This is a genomic window from Sphingobacterium kyonggiense (assembly GCF_039536825.1).
GTDB classification, from domain to species: domain Bacteria; phylum Bacteroidota; class Bacteroidia; order Sphingobacteriales; family Sphingobacteriaceae; genus Sphingobacterium; species Sphingobacterium kyonggiense.
Genome location: NZ_BAAAZI010000012.1, coordinates 395,574 through 421,642, shown reverse-complemented (window position 1 = coordinate 421,642; position 26,069 = coordinate 395,574). Strand labels below are relative to the sequence as shown.

Sequence of the window (26,069 nt, the reverse complement as noted above, 5' to 3'; positions counted from 1 at the left end):
GTTTTTGGCCTTAAGGAAAGGATCAAAAACGTAAAATCAACATCTAGAAACAAATAATCAAGAAAAAACTTGGAATACAACATAGAAGGGGCGATGCATGCATCGCCCGCTATCAAGTATATCCTCAAATCTGTTTTCTGTTGTCTTCTATCTGTTGTCTTCAAAAAAAAACGGGCGGACATTCCGTTCGTTCTCGTCGGGGTATAAATCCCCTTCCCTCGAACTCTCTCAGTACCGCCCCTACCAAACGTGCTATCTAGATAGTTTGTTAGATTTGAGACCGCTTTGCTGTTAATAGATTTCAGACAAAAGACAAAAGAACCTGCAAAGTCTGTTTTCTGTTGTCTATTATCTATTGTCTAAACTCATCAAAACTCCATCAAATACGCCTTTAGGAACTCATCCAGATCGCCATCCAGTACCGCTTGGGTATTAGAAGTCTCCGTGTTAGTTCTAAGGTCTTTGATAAGCTTATAGGGGTGCAATACGTAATTACGGATTTGGGATCCCCATTCTATTTTCTTTTTGTTTCCTTCTATTGCTGCGGTAGCTTCCTGACGCTTACGCATCTCGATCTCATACAATTGCGATTTCAATAGCCGCATCGCATTCTCCTTATTCTGCAATTGCGATCGTGACTCCTGGTTCTTGATGATAATACCTGTCGGTTTGTGGTGTAAGCGAACCGCAGTTTCCACTTTGTTGACATTCTGTCCACCAGCACCACCAGCGCGGAAGGTATCCCATTCAATCTCCGAGTCCTTAACGTCAATTTCGATGTTATCATCCACCAATGGATAAACATAGACTGAAGCAAAAGAGGTGTGTCTTTTCGCGTTGGAGTCAAAGGGTGAAATACGTACTAGACGGTGAACACCATTCTCTCCCTTTAGATACCCATAAGCAAAATTGCCCGACAGCTGTAAAGTCACGGTCTTTATTCCCGCCACATCACCCTCTTGGTAATCTTGCTCGGTTACTTTGCAACCGTGTTTTTCGCCCCACATGATGTACATACGCATCAACATGGCTGCCCAGTCACAGGATTCCGTACCACCGGCACCAGCAGTAATCTGTAAAATCGCATCCAATTGATCCTCCTCCGAACTCAACATATTTTTGAATTCCAATTCCTCGATATCGGTCAATGCAATTTGGTATTGTTCCTCCAGTTCCTTTTCAGTTCCATCTCCAGCTTGGAAAAACTCATACAGCACGCCTGTATCTTCCACAGCAGCTTGAACATGATCAAATTGATCTGTCCATACCTTCTGGTTCTTTATGGCATGTAATACTTTTTCGGCTGCTTTGGGGTCGTCCCAAAAATCAGGTTGTAAGGTAATTTCGGTGTCGCGGGCTATCTCATCGCGTTTCTCATCGATGTCAAAGATGCCTCCTCAGGGATGCCAATCGATCCCTCAAGTCTTGAATTTGTTCCTTGGTCATAGCTACAAAGATAAAATAAAATTAAAGATTGATTGATGGCTATTCCCTATATTTGAGGAAAATCACAATAGTATGTTACCAAAGATAGATTTCTCAACTACCCAAGCCTACAAGTATTTAGCAGATCATTACATCGACATCAATCAGAAAAGCTTGAAAGATCTTTTTCAAGAGGATCCAGCTCGATTTGATAAATTCTCCACGTATCTGAATGACTTATTATTCGATTATTCGAAGAACCGTATCGATGAACAGACCATGGCCTTATTGTTTCAATTAGCCCGTGAATGTCAGTTGAAGGATGCCATGGAAGCCATGTTTAATGGGGAGAAGATTAATGAAACAGAGGGTCGGCAGGTATTGCATACTGCATTGCGCAATCAATCGGAGAATCCTGTTATGGTCGATGGACAAGATGTGATGCCGGAAGTACGTGCCGTGCTTGATCGCATGAAGGCTTTTAGCGAACGCGTGATTTCCGGTGAATGGAAGGGGTTTACAGGTCGAGAAATCTCTGATGTAGTAAATATTGGTATTGGCGGTTCTGATTTAGGGCCAGTGATGGTGACAGAAGCATTGAAGTCATATAAAACACGGTTGAATGTGCATTTTGTGTCCAATGTTGATGGAACACATATCGCCGAGACCTTGAAGAATTTGAATCCGGAAACAACCTTGTTTTTAATTGCTTCTAAAACCTTTACCACGCAGGAGACCATGGCAAATGCTAATTCAGCAAAAGAATGGTTCTTAAAGACTGGTGCAGACCAAACCGATGTTGCGAAGCATTTCGCGGCTTTGAGTACCAATGCCAAAGGCGTTTCCGAATTTGGTATTGACACGAAAAATATGTTTGAATTCTGGGACTGGGTAGGTGGTCGATACTCGTTATGGTCGGCTATTGGTCTTTCCATCTGCCTTTCCATCGGGTTTGATAACTTCCAATCCCTATTAGCAGGCGCCTATGAAGCTGATGAGCACTTCCGTAATACCGAGTTTGAAGAGAATATCCCTGTGATTATGGCCTTATTGGGCATTTGGTATAATAATTTCTTTGATGCGGAAAGTCATGCCATTTTACCTTATGACCAGTATCTGCACCGTTTTGCTGCCTATTTCCAACAAGGGGATATGGAAAGCAATGGAAAATACATCGATAGAAATGGAAATCGAGTAGATTACCAAACGGGTCCGATTATATGGGGAGAACCAGGAACGAATGGACAACATGCATTTTATCAATTAATTCACCAAGGGACAAAATTTATCCCTTGTGATTTTATCGCTGCAGCAAATTCCCATAACCCTCTTGGTAATCACCAGCAATTGCTGCTATCCAACTTCTTTGCCCAAACGGAAGCTTTAATGAATGGTAAATCAGAGGAAACAGTTGTTGCTGAATTACAAAAGGCAGGCAAATCTCCTGAAGAAATTGAAGTCCTGAAAAACTTTAAGGTATTTGAAGGAAACCGTCCTACAAACTCTATTTTAATCAAATCCATTACCCCTAAAGCATTGGGTTCTCTAATCGCCCTGTATGAACATAAGATATTTGTTCAAGGAATTATCTGGAATATCTTCAGTTTTGACCAGTGGGGCGTAGAATTAGGAAAACAATTGGCCAATCAGATCCTTCCGGAGCTTAAAGGTAATGAAGATATTCAATCGCATGATTCTTCCACTAATGGCTTGATCAATCAATATAAAGCTTGGAGATAATTAGCTGAATTACCAAAAGAAATTAATTAAAGAGAATCAGTAGGATTAGAAAATTCGATTGTAAAAGCTAAGAACTACTGTTCAAAACTATGCTATTAAGCAAAAATATTCTTATTAAGCTCCTGGATGTAGTTTCAGGAGCTTTGTAATTAAATTGGGACATTGTTTGTTAGTGGAATAAATTAGCGACCTTAGGGGAACCTTAGTTTACAAACCCAAAACAAAAACTTATGAAATTACCTGAATTCACCCAATTTAAGGTCAAGCACATAGCTTTAATAACTTTAACTGCGGGATTATGGATGAACACGGCACATGGCCAACGCTTTCAGCGTCCAGAACCCAAATTGGACCCTATGGTCGAAAAGATCATTGCTGAAGCAAAAGGGAATTCCCAATTGGAAAATTTAGCCTTTGAACTCTTGGATGTCGTTGGACCTCGGTTAGTAGGAACTCCCGGCATGACCAAGGCCAATGAATGGGCATTAAAGACTTTCGAGAAATGGGGAATACCTGCTAAAAACCAACAGTTTGGTGAGTGGCATGGATGGGAAAGGGGAATCTCCCATATCGATATGACACACCCAAGAACCAAGTCCATCGCAGGAACACAGTTAGCTTGGAGTCCAACCACCAAAGGAAAGGCTATCGAAGCTGAAGTGATCACCTTACCAGAAATAAAAGACTCACTGGGATTCAGACAATGGTTACCGAACGTTAAAGGAAAGTATGTGATGATTTCCATGCCACAACCTACTGGTAGACCGGATGCCAACTGGAAAGAATATGCTACCCCAGAATCTTTAGCGAAGATGCAAAGTAACCGCGATTCCCTGAATCGTGCCTGGGCATCTAGAATCCGCGCCACAGGTTTATCGCCTAACTCCATTCCTTCCGTATTGGAGGATGCTGGAGCCGTAGGGATACTGACCAGCTATTGGTCCATGGAATTTGGTGCTAATAAAATATTTGGTGCTCGATCGCATAAAGTGCCTTCATTGGATATCTCCCTAGAAGATTACGGTATTCTTTATCGTTTAGCGGAAAAGGGTTATGCGCCGAAAATTAAAGTGGAAACTTCTTCCAAGCATTTAGGAAATGTACCTTCTTTCAATACCATTGCTGAAATCAAAGGTTCCCAATTTCCGAATGAGTATGTGATTTTATCGGCTCACTTAGACTCTTGGGAAGGTGGTTCCGGAGCTACCGATAACGGTACTGGTACCATCGCCATGATGGAAGTTGCACGCGTATTGAAACAAGTGCTTCCAAACCCGAAACGTACCATTTTAATAGGACTATGGGGGTCGGAAGAGCAAGGGTTGAATGGGTCACGTTCATTTGTATTGGATAATCCCGATGTTATTGAGAAAACCCAGGCCGTATTCAACTTGGATAACGGAACTGGCCGAGTTGCCAATATCAGTGGATCTGGCTTTGTACATGCCTATGATTTTATGGGACGTTGGTTATCCGCTGTACCAAGAGAATACACCAAAGATATTAAGACAGATTTTCCAGGGAGCCCAGGTAGTGGCGGTTCGGACCACGTATCCTTTGTTGCAGCAGGAGTACCCGGTTTTATGCTGAGTTCCCTGTCTTGGGACTATGGAAGTGCGACTTGGCACACCAATTTGGATACCTACGACAAACTGGTGTTCGATGACTTGCTTCACAACGTGATTTTAACCGCTGTATTGACCTATAAAGCCTCCGAGGAACCACAGCTGGTGAATCGTGAGAAACGTTTGTTACCAGCAGGCCCAGACGGTAATCCAGGCACTTGGCCAGCCATCAGACAGCCACGTCGCTCAGGAGTGGGCTACTAGGGAGAGACCGCTGTAGCCCTTCGGGCAGTAGTTAGTATATAGTATTTAGACCTATGGCGGGATAATATTTTGCTAATTAGTAGGTCAATTTGAGGCTTGCCGAAAAAACCATTCGTCCGAAAATCAGAATTGTTTTAAAGGACCTGTGGAAAGAATATTTTATTGCGGTCGATGCATGCATCGACCGCATTACAAACAATCGTGAAATAATTTACGCTAATTCCCCCAAATATAGGGTCGAAGCATGCTTCGACCGTTATACCGTTCAATAAATCTATCCCGCCAATAGGTCTTTCTACTAAATACTGAGTACTATATACTGCCCGCAGGGCCAAGCATGCTTCGACCGTTATACCGTTCAAGAAATCTATCCCGCCAATAGGTCTATCTACAGTTGAGACAGCAGATAATAGACACCAGAAAACAGACTTTGCTGTTCTATTGTCTGTTGTCTTTTGTCTAACAGCGCAGCGGTCTCAAATCTATCCCGCCAATAGGTCTATCTACTAAATACTTAATACTATATACTGCCCTCAGGGCAATGCGGTCTCAAATCTATCCCGCCAATAGGTCTATCTACTAAATACTTAATACTATATACTGCCCTCAGGGCAATGCGGTCTCAAATCTATCCCGCCAATAGTTCTATCTACAGTTGAGACAGCAGTTTATAGACAACAGAAGACAGACTTTGCATGTCTATTGTCTGTTGTCTTACGTCTGTTGTCTATCTCTCCTCCCAATTTTTCCCTACCTTTGTTTTTATGAGGAAAACCATTCTTATTACCGGGGGTGCAGGTTTTATAGGTTCACATGTAGTACGTCATTTTGTGCTGAAGTATGCTGATTACCGTATTATCAATGTCGACGCATTAACCTATGCTGGAAATCTGGCTAATCTCCATGATATCGAGCAAAAGGAAAACTATATCTTTTGTAAGGCGGATATTACAGATAAGTCATTAATTGATAGCTTATTTGATCAATATCAACCGGATGGTGTTATTCATTTAGCGGCCGAATCGCATGTGGATCGCTCTATTACCGATCCCCTTTCATTTGTGAAGACTAATGTGCTGGGAACAGTTAATTTATTAGAAGCAGCTAAGCGGATTTGGAATAATGACTATGCAGGTAAACGATTCCACCATATTTCTACTGATGAAGTGTTCGGATCTTTGGGTGAATCAGGTTTGTTTACCGAAACCAGCAGTTATGATCCCCATTCGCCATATTCGGCCTCTAAGGCTTCCTCAGATCATTTTGTTCGTGCATATCAGGATACCTATGGGTTACCAACCGTGATCACCAATTGCTCCAATAATTATGGACCAAATCATTTTCCGGAAAAATTAATTCCCTTGTGTATTCACCAAATCATCCATAATAAACCAATTCCTATTTATGGCGATGGAAAATATACCCGAGATTGGCTTTATGTACTAGATCATGCCTTAGCAATTGATCTTGTCTTTCACCAAGCTAAGGATGGTAGCTCCTATAATGTTGGCGGATTTAATGAATGGAAGAACATTGATTTAGTAAAAGAACTGTGTCAGCAGATGGATCAAAAACTTCAACGTGAAACAGGAAGTTCCGAAAAATTAATTACTTATGTTAAAGACCGACCTGGACACGATCTTCGTTATGCTATAGATGCCTCAAAGATTAAAGATGAATTAGGATGGACACCATCAGTAACTTTTGAGGAAGGATTATCTTTAACAATCGACTGGTTCTTAAACAATCAAGAATGGCTGGACCAAGTCAGTTCTGGAGAATACCAGTCCTATTACGAAAAACATTACGGTAAACAAGCATAAGCCTATTTCATGAAGATCATAACTACGAAATTAGAAGGATGTCTCCTTTTGGAACCTTCGGTTTATACCGATCAAAGAGGTTACTTTTTTGAGAGCTTCAATAAGAAGCGTTTTAACGAAGAAACAGGTCTTCAGGTAGACTTCGTTCAAGACAACCAATCTTTTTCCTCACGCGGCGTTATACGCGGCTTACATGCCCAATTAGGCGAACATGCTCAGGCCAAACTGGTTCGCGTATTAGAGGGAGAGGTAATAGATGTTGCCGTCGATGCCCGTCCAGGTTCTACAACATTTGGAGAATATGTAGCCGTGAATTTATCAGCGGAAAATAGAAGACAACTCTTTGTGCCAAGGGGATTTCTCCACGGTTTTGCCGTACTTTCTGAAACTGCTAGCTTTTTCTATAAATGCGATAATTACTACCAAAAGGATGCAGAGTGGGGGGTGGATTTATTGGATAAGGATTTAGCAATTGATTGGCAATTGGCACCGGAGGAAATGATTATTTCAGATAAAGATTTACATTTACCTTCTTTTAAACAGGCTATTGACCGTTATTTCAATAAATAAGATAGAGCATGGATCAGTGTAAGAAACGCGTATTAATCACCGGTGCAGATGGACAGTTAGGGTCTGAATTAAGGGATATTTGGCTGTCAGATGCCTTGTTTGAAGTCATTTTTGTCAATCGCGAAACCCTACCTTTGGATGAGCTGGATAAGGTATATGAGCGTGTATTATTCCATAAAGCAGATTACATCATTCATGCAGCGGCATATACCGCAGTAGATAAAGCGGAATCAGAACCTCAGCAAGCCGACTTAATTAATCATTTAGCCAGTGTAGAAATTGCAAAAGCCGCAAAGGACGGGAATGCGAAATTGATTTTTATATCAACAGACTATGTGTTCCAGGGTAATTCTGCCATACCGCTTTCGGAGGATAACCCGACCAACCCCATCAATGTTTATGGAGAAAGCAAATTAGCAGCAGAATTAGGTATTCAAGCGATCCTTCCCCAAGCAATTATCATCCGAACCTCTTGGGTGTACTCGATTTATGGGAAAAACTTTGTTAAAACCATGATTCAATTGATGAAAATGAAGCATGAAATTCAAGTTGTTGCCGATCAAGAGGGATCTCCAACATATGCAATGGACCTCGCAATGGCGTTAAAGGACATCATAGTCTCCGGAATATGGGCTGGCGGAATTTATCATTATTCAAATGAGGGTAAAACTACCTGGTTTGGATTTGCTGAAGAAATAAGACGATTAGCCAATTTAAGCTGTCGTATTAATCCCGTTTCTACTTCCGATTTTCCTACAGCAGCTAAAAGACCCGCTTTTTCCTTGTTGTCAAAAGAAAAAATTAAACATACTTTTAAGCTTGCTATTCCAGATTGGCAAAATAGCTTAAAAGAAATGCTATTGAAGCTGGAGAATCATCCATAACAGAATATTTTAACAGCGATAATTATTGCAAGATATGAAAGGAATTATTTTAGCAGGAGGCTCTGGCACTCGATTACATCCTTTAACTCAGGTGGTCTCTAAGCAATTGCTCCCTGTGTATGATAAACCTATGATTTATTATCCTTTATCGGTGTTGATGTTGGCCGATATCAGGGAAATAATGATTATTTCTACCCCTCAGGATTTGCCGAATTTTCAAAGGCTGTTTGGCAATGGCGAACAGCTAGGACTATCGCTTTCTTATGCCGAGCAACCCAAACCAGAAGGTTTAGCGCAGGCATTTCTTATTGCTGAAGAATTTATTGGCCAAGATGATGTTTGTTTGATCCTAGGCGACAACATCTTTTATGGTGCTGGTTTGCAGGTGCAATTACAGGAAGCACGTGCTAAGGTTCAGAAAGAAGGAGATGCAGTCGTATTCGGCTATTATGTGGAAGATCCTGAGCGGTATGGTGTTGCAGAATTTGATGACAATAGGAAAATCACCAGCATTGAGGAAAAACCTAAATCACCAAAGTCAAATTATGCCATTGTGGGTTTGTATTTTTATCCGAATTCTGTTGTAGAGGTAGCAAAATCCGTTACCCCTTCAGCCCGTGGTGAACTAGAAATTACCAGTGTCAATCAATCTTATTTGGAGCAGCACAAGCTACAGTTACAACTCCTTGGCCGTGGTTTCGCTTGGTTAGACACCGGAACCCATGAATCCCTTTCAGAAGCAACGGAATTTATTAAAACCATCGAGAAAAGAACCTCCCTCAAGGTCGCCTGCCTGGAAGAAATAGCCCTGAACAAAGGCTACATCAGCAAAGATCAACTCCGAAACCAAATCTCCGAACTAAAAGGCGTTTATTACGACTACTTGAAAAAGTTGGTGATGAGCCCAAAGGGCAGTAGTTAGTATTAAGTATTTAGTATTTAGACCTATGGCGGGTTAGCAATTCCGCTATTCACAACTCAGAGCGAAGCGAAGAGTCTCCGTTTCCTCCCCACCAGACGCCGTCATTCTGAGGCTGGCCGAAGAAACCATACGTCTGAAAATCAGAGTTGTTTTAAAGGACTTGTAGAAGGAATATTTTATTGCGGTCGATGCATGCATCGATCCTACAGACAATCGTGAAATATTTTACGCCAATTCCCCCAAATGTAGGGTCGAAGCATGCTTCGACCGTTATAGTATTCCATTAAATCTAATCTGCCAATAGGTCTTTCTACTAAATACTGAGTACTATATACTGCCCGCAGGGCCAAGCATGCTTCGACCGTTATACCGTTCAATAAATCTATCCCGCCAATAGGTCTTTCTACAGTTGAGACAGCAGATAACAGACACCAGAAGTCAGACTTTGCTGTTCTATTGTCTGTTGTCTTTTGTCTAACAGCGCAGCGGTCTCATATCTCACATCTAACAGCGCAGCGGTCTCAAATCTAATAAACTATCTAGATAGCACGTTTGGTAGGGGCGGTACTGAGAGAGTTCGAGGGAGGGGGATTTATCCCCGACGAGAACGAACGGAATGTCCGCCCGTTTAATTTAATTTAAGACATCAGATAACAGACACCAGAAGTCAGACTTTGCTGTTCTATTGTCTGTTGTCTTTTGTCTAACAGCGCAGCGGTCTCATATCTCACATCTAACAGCGCAGCGGTCTCAAATCTATCCCGCCAATAGGTCTATCTACTAAATACTGAGTACTATATACTTTTTTTTATTGCGGGCAGACATTCCGTTACACTCAGTACTGCCCCTACGCGTGGGTGCTATTAAACGCCTAATATCAAACCATCTAGATCGTACGTTAGGTAGGGGCGGTACTGAGAGAGTTCGAGGGAAGGGGATTTATGCCCCGATGAGAACGAACGGAATGTCCGCCCGTTTAATTTAATTTTAGACAACAGATAGTAGACAATAGAAAACAGACTTTGCAGGTTCTTTTGTCTGTTGTCTTTTGTCTTATGTCTCAAATCTAATTCCTCATTTCTCGTAACTTTTCCCGAAATTTATAGCTCATGAAAACCAAATTAACCAAAACTCTATTTTTAGGCTTGTTTTTTCTTTGGGGTATCTCCCTAAGTTGGGGACAGCATATGAATGAAATTATTGCCACTAAGGATCCATTAAAACAATTGGAGAAAGTTTTAATGTCCCCGGTGGATTATAAACAGGATACCCTGACCCTGCAAAAAAATCTTAAACCAATACTTGATCTTGCCAATAAGGAGCGTAGTGTTCCGCTAAAATGGGCCTATTACATGTTAATGGCAGATGGTTATTCCATTGCCTTTGATCGCGTAAATCCCAGGACCGATCATTTCTTTTCATTAGGTGAAAAACTGGTGTTCGATAATGACTACCCCGTATTGCAAATGGTAGGGAATGTTCGGCATGGTTCCTATTATTTTACTTACCGGGCAGTTAAGGAGGCTTTCCCATATTTTTTGCAAGCTGCTGATTTACAAAAAAATACAGCAACTGATAAGGTGCCATTGATTGAAATGCATTACAATTTCTTGGCGCGATTTTACAGCTATATAGGTGAAAATGCCAAAGCAGTAGAATACCTAAAACTTGCCCTGCCTTATACCGAGAAGCTTAGTCGAAAGCAAATCGATATGACCAATTCCATTGCGGTCTATTTAAGGCGCGACTCCCTGTTTGACCAATCGCATACCTATTTTATACAAGCCATGCAGACCGCCAAACTAGCAAAAGATTCCGTATGGATAGGAATAATCGCTGGAAATTTGGCCGATTTTGAATGGGAAAAAGGAAATAAGAATAAGGCCATGGCATTGGTGCAACAGAATATCGATTTGTCCCTACGTTATAATGAACTATTGGATGCCATGCGCGCCAAACTTATATTGGCCAGTATGCTTATTGACCAAAAGCAATGGTTAAAAGCAAAAGAACATGTGCACCAGAGTATGCAACTAATGGAAGACAAGCCCTATTTCTTAAGCTTTAAACGAGATGCTGCAAAAGCACTTTCTCAAATCGCCAAGGGAATGGGGCAGCCTGACGAAGAATTGCGGCAATTACATCGCTTTATTAGCTATGAGGATTCCCTAGAAAAGCGGAACAGCAATAGCGAAATGCAGAAGATTTCTTGGAAATGGGAAATGGAACGTTATGAACAAGCTATTAAAATAGCCGAAAATAAACGACAGCAGATTAAACAGACCTATCAGTATGTGGGGGTATTTTTGATCTTAATTTTTGTGATTGTTCTGCTGTTGATCAATCGCACAAAAAATAAAATCCAGATCCGCAGTGCCCATTTGGAAAAGGAACAATTGGCTCTAGCCTACGAGAAACAATTGGTCGACCAGGAGTTGCTGGTACTCAAAGATTCCTTGCAAGAATTTACCAATACCATTAAAATAAACGATCAAACCATCAATCGCCTCAGACGGGAATTATTGGAAGAAAATAAGCACGATCTAGAATCCCAAACACAGATTGCCAAAAGTCTCAATATGATGCTCGAAACACATATTATGACCGATGAACGCTGGATGAAATTCAAAAATGTTTTTGATAAAGTCCATCCCAACTTCCTTCAACGTCAAAAAGAAATATATCCTAAATTAACAGAGAATGACCTTCGTTTAATTGCTTTAGGAAAGCTGGAGCTCAGCAACCGTAGCATGAGCGATCTACTCGGGGTTTCGTTGGAAGGAATAAAAAAAGCAAAACAAAGATTAAAAAAGAAACTTGAAGAGATGCATTCTCCAAGTTAGCCTGTATTGAAGCACCATAATTCCTAGGGTTTCGTTTGATAATCCTTCGGATTTTGTGTGGATTTTATTCGGAATTGATTCGGATCTCGTTCGCTTCTAACCGAACGAGATCCGAACGAGTTCCGAAGGAGTTCCGAAGGAGATACGAAGAAAACCCCTTGAAAACCCCAAGAAGTACCTTATATGATAGGATGGAGGATTACTTTTATTCACCCCTGACTTTATAGAAATTTAAGTAGTAAGTGCCTAGAATTAGCCACTAATATTGGCTTGTAATTATGTTTACAAGTCTTTATTTTTCTTTCATTAAATGAAAGTAGTGAATTACGCTTATTCGATTTGGGCTTTAGCAAAGGGTTTTTTCAAGCCTAATTTTTGCCGTTTTCTAGAATTGACAAGTGTTTAACCGCAGATGTCCACCCATTGTCCACCCCCCATAACTTGTATTTAATCTTTCCTAATGGGTATTTTTACGCAGAAATTATTTGAACATAACCCTTTATTAATATGTATTACTATCTAGCTGCTCTCCTCCTTGGAGGATTATTTTATTACCTCTTGATTCAGAAACGAAGGTCTAATGCCTTAAATAATCATGCCGAATTACAAGCTCGTGTTTTAATCGATCCACAGAGCAATGATTGCAATCGGATATATGGTTGCTTTATTTTTCAAGTCAACTGCTTGGATGAATCCTTACGTGAAGTTGTGCTCACCTCGCTACAATGTGCCAATAAACATATACACATCAACCATTTTGACCAACTGGACTTTTTCATTAGTCCCGGTCAAAAAGGAGAAAGTGGCATGCGGTCCATTGGAATCTCTTTTTCCTTAAGTTATATGCAACATTATAAACCAAAAAAGGAAAGCTTAATCCTTAAGGGATATTATCGGGAGCTAAAAGGGAAAAGAAAAGAGTTTTTTTGTACCAAATATTTTCAAATCGAAGCCTTGAATATGGCCGATGAGAAAGATAAAGATATCAGGAATAGTACCTTAACAGGTTAATTACATTAGGTTATTAGGGGCACTGTTCTTCCTGAGGAACGGTGCTTTTCTTGTAATTGGGGAGGACAAACGATTGCAATTTATCTGTACGCTTTTTTTAATTCCATAAACCTAAATCAACTTGATTAACAAATTGTTAAGAATACGATTTAAATCATACGAATTTGTTTTTTAATAATATGTTGAGTACTTTTGTTGCTCACACAAGATAGATGCTAGATTCAATCATAACATCCAAGACCAGACTTAAGTTACTCATTAAGTTCTTTGTGACATCCAGCAATAAGGGTTACCTGCGCGGGATTGCGGAAGAGTTCAATGAATCAACGAATGCCATCCGCAAGGAGCTTAATCAGCTCTCAGATGCTGGCTATTTAGTCCGCTTCCAGGAAAATAATCGAATCTACTATCAAGCTAACACAGAACACCCCTTATTCCAATCCTTACAAAATCTAGTTCGCACCTATTTGGGTTTCGATCAAGCAGTGGATCAGGTATTGGAAAGAGCAGGCGATGTTAGTTTGGTGTCTTTATTGGGTGATTATGCGAAAGGTATCGACTCAGGCACGATTGAATTACTCATAATAGGCGATAAACTGGATAAGGCATACTTATTGCAGTTAAGCGCCAAAATGGAGCAATTGCTCGGAAAGAATATTCAGTTGTATTTCGATCGAGAAGAGGAAATTGTACAGCAGATTATATTATATCAACAAGACGACCTGGTTTAATGGGTTTAATTTGGCGTATTAATTACAAATGGAAATAAAGAAAATAACGTGTATCGGTGCAGGCTATGTAGGAGGTCCTACGATGTCGGTAATTGCACAAAAGAATCCACATATTCAAGTAACGGTTGTAGACCTCAATGCGCAGCGTATTGCGGATTGGAACCAGGAGGACCTGAGTCTTCTACCGGTCTATGAACCTGGGTTGGATGCGGTTGTTGCCGAGGCCCGTGGAAGAAATTTATTCTTCTCTACCGAGGTAGAGAAAGCCATTCATGAGGCAGACATGATCTTTATTTCTGTCAATACCCCGACCAAAACATACGGTAAGGGTAAGGGGCAAGCTGCAGATTTGAAGTTTATCGAACTGTGCGCACGTCAAATTGCCGATGTATCGGATTCTGCAAAGATCATCGTTGAAAAGTCCACCATTCCGGTGCGTACGGCTGCAACAATCAAAGATATATTAGACCATACCGGAAAGGGAATTCAATTCCAGGTACTTTCCAATCCGGAATTCTTAGCTGAAGGAACGGCCATTGCCGATCTGCATAATCCAGATCGTATATTAATAGGTGGCGAGGATGCAGAGGCTATACAAGCCTTGAAAAAGATTTATGAAGCTTGGGTTCCTTCAGAACGTGTCATCAGTACCAATCTTTGGTCCTCGGAATTGTCCAAGCTGGTGGCGAATGCTTTTCTTGCTCAACGCGTATCCTCCATCAATTCCATATCGGAATTATGTGAAGCTACGGGTGCCAATGTGGATGAGGTCGCTCATGCCATTGGTCAGGATTCCAGAATTGGTTCCAAGTTCTTGAAGGCTTCGGTAGGCTTTGGAGGTTCTTGTTTCCAAAAGGATCTATTGAACTTGGTTTATATCGCCAGATCCTACAACCTGCATGCGGTTGCCGATTATTGGGAGCAGGTCATCAAAATTAACGATCACCAGAAATCCCGTTTTGCAGAAAAGATCATTCAAACCATGTACAACACGGTAAATGGCAAGAAAATTGCTTTCCTGGGCTGGGCTTTCAAGAAAAATACCAACGATACTCGCGAATCAGCCGCCATTTATGTCGCTGATCACCTCCTGGAGGAACAAGCAAATATCGCCGTGTATGACCCGAAAGTTCGTGAAGAACAGATTTACAAGGATTTAGACTACCTCGCTACGCGAAGTGATAATGAAAACAAAGCGCTCTTAGAAGTGCTAGACGACGCCTATGCCGCTGCCGATGGTGCACACGGATTGGCCATATTAACCGAATGGGACGAATTTAAAGAACTCGATTGGGCGAAAATTAAGACAGTCATGAAAAAACCTGCCTTTATTTTTGATGGAAGAAAATTGCTCGACGGAAAGAAATTACAAGAACTGGGATTTGTGTATTACGCAATTGGTGAATAGGAAGAGTATACTTTATAAACATCATTTCTAATCATGGAAAAGACAGACAAAAAAGTAAAAAAAGCAAAACTCAAGGATTACAATCCCGGACCACGTGTGGGGATTACCTTCAGTACCTTTGACCTCTTGCATGCAGGGCATATTATGATGCTCGCCGAGGCAAAGCGCCAATGCGATTACCTCATCTGCGGTTTGCAAATGGATCCGACCTTGGACAGACCGGAGAAAAATGCACCCAGCCAGACCGTGGTCGAACGCTATATTCAATTGCGAGGCTGCATTTATGTGGATGAAATTGTACCCTATTCTACCGAACAGGATTTAGAGGATATATTAAAGTCCTTTAAACTCGATGTTAGAATCGTTGGCGATGAATACAAAGACCGCGATTTCACAGGTAGAAAATATTGCGAAGAGAAAGGGATCGAACTGTACTTTAACAGTAGAGATCATCGCTTCTCGAGCTCTGGATTGAGGAAGATCGTGGCGGATAAGGAAAATCAGAAGAATAATAAGTAAAAGGAAGCTGTATTTTAAAAATATGCTTAATCACTCAACTGTAGACAATAGATTAGATCAAATCAAGCTAGCCATTATTGGTTTAGGCTATGTTGGTCTACCGCTTGCTGTTGAGTTCGCCAAGAAATATCCTGTTATTGGTTTTGATATCAATGATGAGCGTATAAATGAATTGAAAAATGCAGTTGATATTACCAAAGAGGTAGAAGAGGAAAGCTTAAAAGAAGTGCTTTTGGAAAATGGAAATAAAGGTATTGGATTACAATTTAGTTCAAATCTTCCTGACCTAAGAAATGGTAATACCTTTATTGTCACCGTTCCTACACCTATTGATAATCTTAAGCTTCCAGACCTTCGTTATTTGAGAACAGCCTCCAAAATGTTGGCGGAAATATTAAAACCAGGCGATTTGATCATTTATGAATCAACTGTTTATCCGGGTTGTACCGAAGAAGAATGTGTGCCTATCTTGGAACAGTTTTCAGGTCTAGTATTCAACCGTGATTTTTTCGTTGGCTACTCGCCAGAACGTATAAATCCTGGGGATAAGATTCGGACATTACCGCAGATTAAGAAGGTTACTTCAGGTTCGACTGCAGAAATAGCTGACCGAGTAGATGATTTATATCGATCTATCATTATTGCTGGTACGCATAAAGCACCATCTATAAAGGTAGCGGAAGCATCAAAAGCAATTGAAAATGCACAACGGGATGTTAATATATCTTTTGTGAATGAATTGGCATTGATTTTCGATCGTTTGGGAATTGATACTAACGATGTTCTTGAAGCTGCTGGGACCAAATGGAATTTTCTGAAGTATAAGCCAGGTTTAGTGGGAGGCCACTGCATAGGTGTAGACCCCTATTATTTAACCTTTAAGGCACAATCTGTAGGCTACCATCCTCAGGTTATTCTCTCCGGAAGAAGAGTAAATGATAATATGGGATCCTTTGTCGCTGGAAAACTAGTGAAAATGATGATCCAAAAGGATATTCCTGTTAAACATGCCAAGGTGTTGATTTTAGGAATTACCTTCAAAGAGAATTGTACAGACATCCGAAATACAAGGGTGGTGGATATTTATAAGGAATTATTATCCTATGAGATCAAAGCAAATGTTTATGATCCTTGGGTAAATAAAGAAGAAGTAAAAAAAGAATATAATATTGATTGTTTGACGACAATACAAGAAATTCAAAATGTGAAATATGCTGCAATTGTATTAGCAGTGGCGCATAATGAGTTTTTGAGTTTAGATATTAAGAAATTAAAAGAAAATAAAGGTATCATATTTGACATCAAATCTTGTTTAGATCGAGGTTTGGTTGATGCAAGACTGTAATTAGGTATTTAAATAATAATATGAAAAAAAATCTTATTGTGTTTGGTACACGTCCGGAGGCCATAAAAATGGCTCCTTTAGTGAAAGCATTTCAAAGTCAAGCAGATTTTGAAACAAAAGTCTGTGTTACAGCTCAACACCGTGAAATGTTGGATCAAGTTTTGGAGTTTTTTGATATTATTCCAGATTTTGATTTGAACCTGATGAAACCCAATCAAAATCTTTATACTCTAACTGCGGATATCATTACTGAATTGAAACCCGTATTGGAAGAATTTAAACCAGACTTTGTTTATGTTCATGGGGATACAACTACTACCATGGCTAGTAGCATAGCTGCTTTCTATTCTGGTGCTCAGGTTTGTCACGTAGAAGCCGGTTTAAGAACCCACAACAAACGCTCTCCTTTCCCAGAAGAAATCAATAGACAAGTAGCCGGTAGAATTTGTGATTATCATTTCGCTCCTACGGAAGCCTCTAAAGAAAATCTGCTACGTGAAAATATTCAAGAAAAGGATATTCTGGTTACTGGCAATACAGTTATCGATGCCTTATTTGAAAGTTCAGAACGTGTTAAGGATTTAGATAATGCAGAGATAGATAAATTAAAAAGCCTAGTTGATGTTGATAAAAAGTTAATATTAGTCACAGGACACCGTCGAGAAAATCATGGACAAGGTTTTATTAATATTTGTGAGGCATTAAAAGAAATCGCCTTAAAAAATGCAGATGTTCAAATTATTTATCCTGTTCATTTAAATCCGAATGTAAAAAAACCGGTTTATGAAATCTTATCGGACGTTTCAAATATTCATTTGATAGATCCTTTAGCCTATCCTGCCTTTGTTTGGTTGATGAATCAATCCTATTTAATTATTACCGACTCGGGAGGCGTACAAGAAGAAGCACCAAGTTTAGGGAAACCTGTATTGGTTATGCGCGATACAACAGAACGTCCTGAAGCTGTGGATGCCGGAACGGTTATTTTGGTTGGCACCGATAAAAACAAAATTACTACTGAAGCAGATAGTCTATTGCATGATCAAAATAGATATCAGCAAATGTCTGCCTTACATAATCCTTATGGAGATGGAAAGGCATGTGAACGAATTGTAAATTTTATTAGAAACTTAAATAAATAAAGAGAAATGCAAGCTAAAGTAGTTACCGTAGGATTAGGTTATATTGGATTACCCACATCCGCATTAATTGCAAATTCAGGAATCCCTGTGCATGGCGTAGATATTTCACAACATGTAGTTGATACCATTAATGCTGGTAAAATTCATATTGTAGAACCAGAATTGGATAAAGCTGTGGCTCAAGCAGTACAAGATGGTTTCCTAAAAGCGGGGACTACACCTGTGCCAGCAGATACTTATCTGATTGTTGTTCCCACCCCATTTAAAGGTGATCATGAACCGGATATTTCTTATGTTCAAGCCGCTACAGAGGCTGTACTTCCTTTATTGAAAGAAGGAGACTTATATATTATTGAATCCACTTCTCCTGTTGGGACCACGGAAAAAATGATGGCTCTAATTTTTGCTAGACGTCCTGAATTAGAAGGTAAAATTTATTTGGCCTATTGTCCAGAAAGGGTATTGCCAGGCAATGTAATGTATGAGCTAGTACACAATGACCGTGTTATCGGTGGAGTTAATGAAGAATCAACTCAAAAAGCTATAGATTTTTACAAGCAATTTGTGAAAGGTGAACTTCATCCAACTAATGCACGTACAGCCGAGATGTGTAAATTAACGGAGAATTCTTCTCGTGATGTTCAGATTGCTTTTGCCAACGAACTTTCCCTAATCTGTGATAAGGCGGGTATAAATGTTTGGGAGTTAATTAAATTGGCTAATAAACACCCTCGTGTGAATATTTTACAACCTGGATGTGGTGTTGGTGGACATTGTATTGCGGTAGACCCCTATTTTATTGTTTCAGAATTTCCTTTGGAGTCTAGAATAATTGGAAAAGCACGCGAAATTAACAACCATAAAGCATTTTGGGTTGCTGAAAAAATTAAAGAAGCTCGTAAAGAATTTCAGCTAAAAAATAATAAAGAGCCAAAGATAGCCTTAATGGGTATGGCATTTAAACCAAATATCGATGATTTAAGAGAATCGCCTGCAAAATACATTGTTCAACGCGTTTTGCAAGATGCTAATGAAGAGGAATATTTCATCGTTGAACCAAATATTCATGAACACAAAATTTTTAAATTGACGGAATATCAAGAGGCTATTGAAAAAGCGGATATTATTGCGTTTTTAGTAGCTCATAAGGAGTTTAAGGGACTTGATATGTCAGAAGAGAAAATATTGTTGGATTTTTGCGGGGTTAAAAATTAATTCTTCATGGAAGATAAGAAGGGCGAATTTAAGAGTATTTTCAAATCTACATTCATATTTGGTAGTACCCAAGTATTCCAAATGCTTATTATGTTGATAAGGACAAAAGTTTCTGCAATGTTTTTGGGCGCTGTTGGAATGGGGATTGTTAGTGTTTATCAGACTTCAATATTGACAATGAGTCAAATAAGTAGCTTGGGTACACCACAAAGTGGAGTGAAGGAAATTTCAAATGTAGAAGATGATCAACGAGAAGATTTAATTTACATTTTTTCAAGATTATTGAATTTATTGTCCTTAATTGGAGTCATTTCCATGTTGATTTTTTCTTATCCTCTAAGTGTCTTTACATTTGAGAATGGAAATCATGTTTATCCTTTAATGACTTTAAGTGTTGCTGTAGGTTTGCATGTATTAAGTCAGAAGCAACTCGCTATTATGCAAGCAACTAGGCAGGCCAAAAGTATAGCTTTAACTTCATTAATTTCTGCATTTGCGAGTTTATGTTTTGGTATAGTTGGTTATAAATATTTTGGTGTTTCAGCAATAGTACCAGTTCTAATCGGTTCTTATGGAGCTCAGTTCGTGACCGGGAAAATTTTATTAAAAAAAATAAAAACTAATAAACATTATAATAATCTAGATATCCTAAAAAAGTCCAGATCAATATTGAAACTTGGTGTGATCTTAATGACTAGCTTGATTCTAATTAATGTTTTCAACATTATTTTCAATGCATTTATTAGTCAGTATGGAGGCTTAGAAGATTTAGGTTACTATAATGCTGCTTTTGCGATTACAAATGGTAATATATTAATTTTGCTCTCAGTTTTAACTTCGGATTATTTCCCAAGATTGTCAGCTGTTTCGAAAGATATAATTTCAACGAATCAGATTGTAAATCAACAAACAGAACTAATTGTATTATTAACGGCACCCATGGTTATTTTTTTAATTGTAGCCGCCCCATTGGTTGTTAGATTATTGCTTTCTGAGAAGTTTTATGTAATCATACCTATGTTACAATTGATGTCTTTAGGGTTGTTATTTCGCGTAATTTGGCAATCTATGTCCTATGTATTATTAGCACAAGGGGACAAAAAAGCATATTTTATTTTTGATGCTTTAATAGGCAACGGTTCGGTACTAATTATTAATGTTTTAATGTATTTAAATTTTGGCTTAGTTGGTCTAGGATATTCTTTTGTTATTAATTCCATATTGGTTTCGGGATTATTGTACTTAGTTGTTAGCAAGAAATTTAATGTAAAATTTGACAATAAATTTATTCAGTCTGCATTAATCAGTATTTGTTTAGCCATACTAGCTTTTTTATTATATACTTACTCTAATTTTTCATTTTTGTCTTATTTCATTTTTCTAGTATCAGCCTTACATACAATTAATGTTATTCAAAAAAGGGGCAATTTTAGATTATTATCCCTTCTAAATAAAATAAAATCAAAATAATGTTATCATTTGTTTTCATATTGATTTTAATTATTGGTTTCGCTAAATATTTTATTTATCCTAACTCCGTTAAACAGAAAGGGTTTTATGGCATATTAGGCTTATTCCTATTTATGTCAATTTATTGGGATATAAAATATTTTGATGATATGTATAATTATCAATTTATGTTTAACAATATAGATAGTTATTCTACAGATTTTATGTTTACCTATCTGGTCACGGTAGCTAATAATATAGGCTGGGAATTTCAAGATTTATACAATTTTCACATTTTTATTATTGGCTTATTCTTCACTCTTTTTGCCATTAAGTTTTCAAATAATATTATTTTCATTGTAATATTGATTTGTGCCTATCGATACATAGACTATGGGAATCAGATTAGGTACTATATGGGGTATTTTTTAGTTCTCAATGCCTTATATGAATATATGGTTAAAGATAGAAAAGGAATTGCTGTATTTTTAGCTACATTGGGGATATTATCACATTCTTCTTTAATTGTAATTTGTATTATACCTTTTATTAGGAATTTCCTGTTAAATTTAACGCTCAAACGTCTTATTATTATCAATATTATTTTATTAATTTCTTTTAGTTTTCTAATATTGATTATTTCAAGTGCTTTCCCCCAGTTTATTAAATATTTCATTGATGACAAAGGTAAATCATCAATTATTGGTGGTGTTTTTGAATTATTACCTCTTATCTTGATTATTTGGCTATTATTTACAAATCATTACAGGATTTTAAAATCTCTGCCTAACATACTTGAAAATTCGGTTTATAAGTTTCTATATACTCTTTGTATTTTCAGTTTTTTATTTATATCTACGGGTTTAGTTTTCAGGATCCTGGCGATCAGATTTGTGTTCTCATTTAGTATTGTCTGGATAAGTTATCTTTTATTTACTTTAAACTTATATAAAGGGTCAGAAAGAAGTACACAAAGAATTAAAATTTTAAGCGTTTTTTTAATCTTAATATTGTGGTTTTACTATGCTTCCTTATTCATATTGGGCTCTAGTTATAACTTAGAGGAAGCTTTAAAAATGTTAAATATAAATTAAAAATGGATATACCACTTTTATCAATTATTATTCCAACACGGAATAGATATAAAACTTTAATTCCAGTTATAGAATCGATTAATGGAAAATTTTCCAATTCGAAAATTGAAATATTGGTACAGGATAATTCTGATGATAATAATTCATTTACAACTTATCTTGAAACGCATAAATTGGAAAAGGTAAAGTATTATTATAACCCCAGTAAGCTTTCGATGGTTGAAAATTCAGAACTTGCCATAGCAAATTCATCTGGTAAATATCTCATTTTCATTGGTGACGATGATATTGTTAATCCGAAGATTTTGGATGTCGTAAATACAATGGAAGAAGAAAATATAAAAAGTATCATATATCCAATTGCAAATTATTTTTATCCAGATGTGGAATTTCATAAAGAGTATGGATTTCACAAACCGGGCTTATTAAGTTTTAATACGGATTTAAATTTTAATATTACGAAATTAGACACCAAGCATGAAATAGAGAGGGTTGAACAAATAGGGGGGATTTTTATTTTAGATTTACCTAGATTATATCACGGTATAATAAATAGAGATTTAATTGAAGAAGTAAGGAGTGTATATGGCAAATTTGTTCCTGGGCCATGTCCAGATATGACTACCAGCGCAGCAATTGCTACTCTTATTAATCATCATCATAGAATCAATATTCCCTTGTCTGTTGCTGGGAATTCTTCTGCTAGTGAAGGAGGAAAAGGTCCTACTAATGCACATGTGGTAAAATTAGAAGAAAAAAGTTGGCTGAATCAAAAGGATATTGAAGATTGGAATCCTTCATTGCCACGTATTTTCAGTAGGGAAACCATCTGGTCACAATCTTTTTATCATGTTTTATCTTTAAGAAATGCTCCTAAATTAAATTATAAGGCAGTATATGATAGTATGATATTTTCATGTCCTAAACAAGCACTTCCATTAGTGAATCAGTTGTATTTGAATAATGGAAATGGTTCTAAAAATTACTTGAATTTATTTAAATCATATTTCAAACGATATTTTAAAATATTGTTATTCACCTGTCCATCTGCTATAATTGAGAAAATGATGAAAATAAGAGGAGATTATAAAACTAAGCAAGAGGTAGCTGATGTAAAATCAATAAATGATGTAATGAACATTTTAGAAAAAAATTCAAATAAATAAAGATATGTTTAAAGATAAAGTATTATTAATAACAGGAGGTACGGGCTCCTTTGGAGGGGCTGTATTAAATAAATTCTTAAATACAGATATTGGAGAAATTAGGATATTTTCAAGAGATGAAAAAAAACAAGACGATATGCGTCATTTGTTTAACAATTCCAAAATTAAATTTTATATAGGTGATGTACGTGATATGGACAGTGTAGATGGTGCTATGCATAATGTAGATTACGTCTTTCATGCTGCTGCTTTAAAGCAAGTTCCTTCTTGTGAGTTTTTCCCAATTGAAGCTGTCAAAACAAATGTTTTGGGTACTGCGAATGTGTTAACAGCTGCAAAAAAAAATAATGTAAAAAAAGTTATTACTTTAAGTACTGATAAAGCGGTTTATCCAATTAATGCAATGGGTATTTCAAAAGCTTTAATGGAGAAGACTACAGTGGCATTTTCACGAGATGTTGACCCAAATAAAATTATGTTTGCTTCAACGCGATATGGAAATGTAATGGGTAGTAGGGGGTCTGTAATTCCTTTATTTATCGAGCAAATAAAAAACGGTAAAGATTTGACAATTACTGATCCAAACATGACCAGGTTTATGATGACTCTTGAAGAAGCTGTCGATCTTGTTTTATTTGCATTTAAAAATGGGGAATGTGGTGATATTTATGTTCAAAAATCTCCTGCCGCTACAATAGGAATTTTAGCTCAAGCATTAATTGAATTATATAATTCAAAATCGCAGATTAAAATTATAGGTACACGCCATGGTGAAAAATTATATGAGACATTAGTAAATAGAGAAGAAATGTTAAAATCTATTGATATGGAAGGGTATTATAGAATTCCTGCTGATAATCGTGATTTAAATTATGAGAATTATTTATCCTCAGGAGCAATTGATATTAGTTCTCTTGATGACTACCATTCGCATAACACATACCAATTGAATGTTCAGGAAATGAAAGATCTATTGCTGAAATTGGATTTCATTAAGCAGGATTTAATAAAATAAATTTATGAAAATTCTAGTTTTAGGTGCCAGTGGGATGGCAGGCCATGTGATCTCCTTGTTTTTTTCTGAAAAGGGATATGATGTTAGTTCATTATCCCGCAGACCATTATTATTTCTCCCAAACAATATAATAGGAGATGTTTTGGATTTTCCATTTTTATCAAAGTTAATTGAAGTAAATGACTACGATGTAATTATAAATTGTGTTGGCATCTTAAATCAAGATGCTGAAGAAAATAGATCCCGCGCCGTTTTAATAAATAGTTATCTTCCTCATTTTCTTGTAGACCTTCTGAAAGGTAAAAAAGGGAAGCTCATTCATATGAGCACAGACTGTGTGTTTGCAGGAAATACTGGTCCTTATTTTGAAAATTCAGTTCGTGACGGACATTCATTTTATGATAGGTCAAAAGCATTAGGAGAAATTGATTATGATAGTAAACACCTGACATTTAGAAATTCAATAGTTGGACCTGATATTAATAATAATGGAATAGGTTTGTTTAATTGGTTTATGAAACAAAAGGGACCAATAAAAGGCTTTTCCAAAGCAATTTGGACAGGTGTGACTACGTGTACCCTAGCTAAGGCAATGGATCATGCAATTTCATCTGACATTAGTGGCCTATATAATTTAGTAAATAATGATTCGATTTCTAAGTTTGAGTTATTAAAATTATTTAATGCTAATTTCAGGAATAATGATGTAGAGATTCTACCTGACAACAATCTGATTCTTGACAAATCTCTATTGAATTCAAGGAATGATTTTGATTTTCAAGTTCCCTCCTATCTAAAAATGGTTCAGGATATGAAGGAATGGGTTGATAATCATAAGGAATTATATCAATATTAAGGTATTATATGAGACCAATCTTATATGTAAAGGGAACTACTGAAAAGGATGTTCGATTAAGTAAATTTTTGAAATTTTTCAACGATAAAAACATACAAAATTATTTTATCGGTTGGAATAGGAATACTGATTCGAAAGAGACTTCGAACATTAAATATATCTTCAATGGTGGCGGGAAGAATAATAAGTATGTAATGTTTTACTACCCGTTTTGGATGCTTATTGTTTTTTTTCATTTTCTTTTCAAAAAGAATCTAAGAAATTATAATTTGATTGCTGTTAATTTTGATACAGCCTTTCCGATTTATTTGGTGTCAAAATTTAGAAAATTTGAATTCATCTATGAAATATATGATCAATTCGCAATTAGTTATAATTTTCCAAAATTCCTTAAAAAGTTATTATTAAAATTAGACGAACGCATCATGGATCGAGCCAAATTAATTATCCATGTTGACAGTAACAGGGTAAATTCACATAAAGAGAAATCAATTGTTATTGAGAATACTCCAAATGACTTTTATAAAGGATCGCCACGTTCATACGAAAAGGTACGTCATAAATTTGCTGTGACGGGATTATTAAACAAAATTAGAGGAATTGACCAAATATTAAAGTTTGCCCAAGAATATCCTCATATTGAGTTTTTATTTGTTGGTGAAGTACTTGATGAAGAAATGAATAATATTATACAATCTTTAAATAATATTAAAAAATATAATTTTATGCCTCAAGAAGATCTTTTTGCTTTGATGCAAGATTGTTGTGGTATCTTCTCTTTATATAATCCAAAAATTGAAATTAATAGATTAGCAGCATCTAATAAAGTTTATGATGCTATGATGTTGGGAATCCCTGTGATTACAAACAGTGATGTAATAAATTCCAAATTTATAAAAGAAAAAAATATAGGATTGGTAATTAATTATATCTACGATAAAAGTTGGCAGCAATTAGCAGATTCTCAATTTGTTTCATTAGCACAATCAATTGGAGAGAATGGCAGAGCAATTTATTTAGAAGAGTTTGAGTTTAATAATATTGTTGATAAAAAGCTAGTTTTTAAATTGAATCATTAACAT

The 26,069-nt window shown here is 37.3% G+C and carries 21 protein-coding genes; 20 read left to right on the top strand and 1 reads right to left on the bottom strand.

Features of this window, described 5'->3' with window-relative positions:
• Positions 1–368: 368 nt before the first annotated feature.
• Positions 369–1,446, bottom strand: a protein-coding gene (prfB, locus tag ABD676_RS16450) for a peptide chain release factor 2 (protein ID WP_344675833.1) whose coding sequence is annotated in 2 segments (ribosomal slippage) — positions 369–1,385 and positions 1,387–1,446 — 1,077 coding nt in all. Because the reading frame shifts where the segments join, the coding sequence is not laid out codon by codon here.
• A gap of 72 nt (positions 1,447–1,518) precedes the next feature.
• On the opposite strand from prfB, the gene pgi reads away from it, so the two are divergent.
• The 20 genes from pgi (at position 1,519) to ABD676_RS16350 (ending at position 26,066) form a co-directional block, all read left to right on the top strand.
• On the top strand, positions 1,519–3,165 hold the full coding sequence (gene pgi, locus ABD676_RS16445; protein ID WP_344675832.1) for a glucose-6-phosphate isomerase: 1,647 nt from the start codon (positions 1,519–1,521) through the stop codon (positions 3,163–3,165).
• Between the two features lie 230 nt (positions 3,166–3,395).
• Positions 3,396–4,994, top strand: a complete 1,599-nt coding sequence (locus ABD676_RS16440; protein WP_344675831.1) for a M20/M25/M40 family metallo-hydrolase — start codon at positions 3,396–3,398, stop codon at positions 4,992–4,994.
• A 764-nt stretch (positions 4,995–5,758) separates the two neighbouring features.
• On the top strand, positions 5,759–6,817 hold the full coding sequence (rfbB, locus tag ABD676_RS16435; RefSeq protein WP_344675830.1) for a dTDP-glucose 4,6-dehydratase: 1,059 nt from the start codon (positions 5,759–5,761) through the stop codon (positions 6,815–6,817).
• A gap of 9 nt (positions 6,818–6,826) precedes the next feature.
• The gene (gene rfbC / locus ABD676_RS16430; protein ID WP_344675829.1) at positions 6,827–7,387 is read left to right on the top strand and encodes a dTDP-4-dehydrorhamnose 3,5-epimerase; all 561 of its coding nucleotides are present in this window, start codon (positions 6,827–6,829) and stop codon (positions 7,385–7,387) included.
• Positions 7,388–7,395: 8 nt separating this feature from the next.
• The gene (rfbD, locus tag ABD676_RS16425) at positions 7,396–8,271 is read left to right on the top strand and encodes a dTDP-4-dehydrorhamnose reductase (protein WP_344675828.1); all 876 of its coding nucleotides are present in this window, start codon (positions 7,396–7,398) and stop codon (positions 8,269–8,271) included.
• Positions 8,272–8,305: 34 nt separating this feature from the next.
• Positions 8,306–9,193: a glucose-1-phosphate thymidylyltransferase RfbA gene (gene rfbA, locus ABD676_RS16420; RefSeq protein WP_344675827.1), complete on the top strand. Its 888-nt coding sequence runs from the start codon at positions 8,306–8,308 to the stop codon at positions 9,191–9,193.
• 1,109 nt (positions 9,194–10,302) lie between these two features.
• The gene (locus ABD676_RS16415) at positions 10,303–12,036 is read left to right on the top strand and encodes a tetratricopeptide repeat protein (protein ID WP_344675826.1); all 1,734 of its coding nucleotides are present in this window, start codon (positions 10,303–10,305) and stop codon (positions 12,034–12,036) included.
• A gap of 507 nt (positions 12,037–12,543) precedes the next feature.
• Positions 12,544–13,047 carry a hypothetical protein gene (locus ABD676_RS16410; RefSeq protein WP_344675825.1) on the top strand — a complete coding sequence of 168 codons (504 nt, stop codon included), beginning with the start codon at positions 12,544–12,546 and terminating at the stop codon, positions 13,045–13,047.
• Between the two features lie 212 nt (positions 13,048–13,259).
• Positions 13,260–13,778 carry a winged helix-turn-helix domain-containing protein gene (locus tag ABD676_RS16405; protein WP_344675824.1) on the top strand — a complete coding sequence of 173 codons (519 nt, stop codon included), beginning with the start codon at positions 13,260–13,262 and terminating at the stop codon, positions 13,776–13,778.
• A 28-nt stretch (positions 13,779–13,806) separates the two neighbouring features.
• Positions 13,807–15,186 (top strand): nucleotide sugar dehydrogenase, encoded by a 1,380-nt coding sequence (locus ABD676_RS16400; RefSeq protein ID WP_344675823.1) that lies wholly within the window; start codon positions 13,807–13,809, stop codon positions 15,184–15,186.
• Between the two features lie 33 nt (positions 15,187–15,219).
• Positions 15,220–15,705, top strand: coding sequence for an adenylyltransferase/cytidyltransferase family protein (locus ABD676_RS16395; protein WP_344675822.1), 486 nt, complete (start codon positions 15,220–15,222; stop codon positions 15,703–15,705).
• 22 nt (positions 15,706–15,727) lie between these two features.
• The gene (locus ABD676_RS16390) at positions 15,728–17,050 is read left to right on the top strand and encodes a nucleotide sugar dehydrogenase (protein ID WP_344675821.1); all 1,323 of its coding nucleotides are present in this window, start codon (positions 15,728–15,730) and stop codon (positions 17,048–17,050) included.
• Between the two features lie 20 nt (positions 17,051–17,070).
• Complete coding sequence (gene wecB / locus ABD676_RS16385) at positions 17,071–18,192, top strand: non-hydrolyzing UDP-N-acetylglucosamine 2-epimerase (RefSeq protein ID WP_344675820.1); 1,122 nt, start codon at positions 17,071–17,073, stop codon at positions 18,190–18,192.
• 6 nt (positions 18,193–18,198) lie between these two features.
• Entirely contained in the window at positions 18,199–19,407 is a 1,209-nt protein-coding gene (gene wecC, locus ABD676_RS16380; RefSeq protein ID WP_344675819.1) for a UDP-N-acetyl-D-mannosamine dehydrogenase, read from the top strand.
• Between the two features lie 6 nt (positions 19,408–19,413).
• Positions 19,414–20,877, top strand: coding sequence for an oligosaccharide flippase family protein (locus ABD676_RS16375; RefSeq protein WP_344675818.1), 1,464 nt, complete (start codon positions 19,414–19,416; stop codon positions 20,875–20,877).
• Positions 20,877–21,950, top strand: coding sequence for an EpsG family protein (locus tag ABD676_RS16370; RefSeq protein WP_344675817.1), 1,074 nt, complete (start codon positions 20,877–20,879; stop codon positions 21,948–21,950). Before ABD676_RS16375 ends, ABD676_RS16370 begins: the two co-directional genes overlap by 1 nt.
• A 2-nt stretch (positions 21,951–21,952) precedes the next feature.
• Entirely contained in the window at positions 21,953–23,116 is a 1,164-nt protein-coding gene (locus ABD676_RS16365) for a glycosyltransferase (RefSeq protein ID WP_344675816.1), read from the top strand.
• A 4-nt stretch (positions 23,117–23,120) separates the two neighbouring features.
• Complete coding sequence (locus ABD676_RS16360; RefSeq protein ID WP_344675815.1) at positions 23,121–24,131, top strand: polysaccharide biosynthesis protein; 1,011 nt, start codon at positions 23,121–23,123, stop codon at positions 24,129–24,131.
• A gap of 4 nt (positions 24,132–24,135) precedes the next feature.
• Positions 24,136–24,987, top strand: a complete 852-nt coding sequence (locus ABD676_RS16355) for an SDR family oxidoreductase (RefSeq protein WP_344675814.1) — start codon at positions 24,136–24,138, stop codon at positions 24,985–24,987.
• 8 nt (positions 24,988–24,995) lie between these two features.
• Positions 24,996–26,066, top strand: coding sequence for a glycosyltransferase (locus ABD676_RS16350; RefSeq protein ID WP_344675813.1), 1,071 nt, complete (start codon positions 24,996–24,998; stop codon positions 26,064–26,066).
• The last annotated feature ends 3 nt before the right edge of the window (positions 26,067–26,069 follow it).